At 35.0% G+C, this 548-nt stretch carries 1 protein-coding gene; it reads left to right on the top strand.

Features of this window, described 5'->3' with window-relative positions:
• Window positions 1-423 (top strand): RNA-guided endonuclease TnpB family protein (locus FC36_RS05610; protein ID WP_056938347.1); only part of this gene is annotated, 423 nt, incomplete at its 5' end.
• Window positions 424-548 lie beyond the last annotated feature (125 nt).

Raw genomic sequence — 548 nt, 5'->3', positions numbered from 1 at the left:
ATGGCAGATATTAATCACTGCTTATCTAAGACACTTGTTGAACGATATGGTCAAAATACTTTGTTTGTCTTAGAAGACTTAACTAATGTTACTTTTGAAAAATCTAATTCCAATAAAGGACAAACTAGAGAATTGCACTCATGGTCATTTTACGATTTACAGACTAAATTAATTTACAAGGCTCAAAGAAATCAAAGTCAAGTGTTAATTGTGTCTGCAAAGTATACCAGTCAACGTTGTCCTCGATGTGGTCAGATTAGAAAAGAAAACCGCAATCATTCCTTACATGAATATAAGTGTGTGAATTGCGGATTTAGAACTAATGATGACCGAGTAGGTGCAATGAACTTACAAGAATTAGGTAAACAATATATTTCGGGCATTGAAAAACCAAAATTTGAATTAAATAACGTTACTGACTGATATTGTTGAGCAATCAACTTGTTAGTAACAAAGGGTGCTTGTCAACCACCCAAACGTAGCCACATTAAGGTAGGAGATTAGGCTTGCCTAACCGTTTGAACTACTGACACGCAAGTGTCGTGAGT

Origin of the sequence: Ligilactobacillus equi DSM 15833 = JCM 10991, assembly GCF_001435735.1 — a bacterium.
GTDB classification, from domain to species: domain Bacteria; phylum Bacillota; class Bacilli; order Lactobacillales; family Lactobacillaceae; genus Ligilactobacillus; species Ligilactobacillus equi.
The sequence above is the reverse complement of the archived record's forward strand: the minus strand, read 5'-3'. Positions and strand labels throughout refer to the sequence as shown.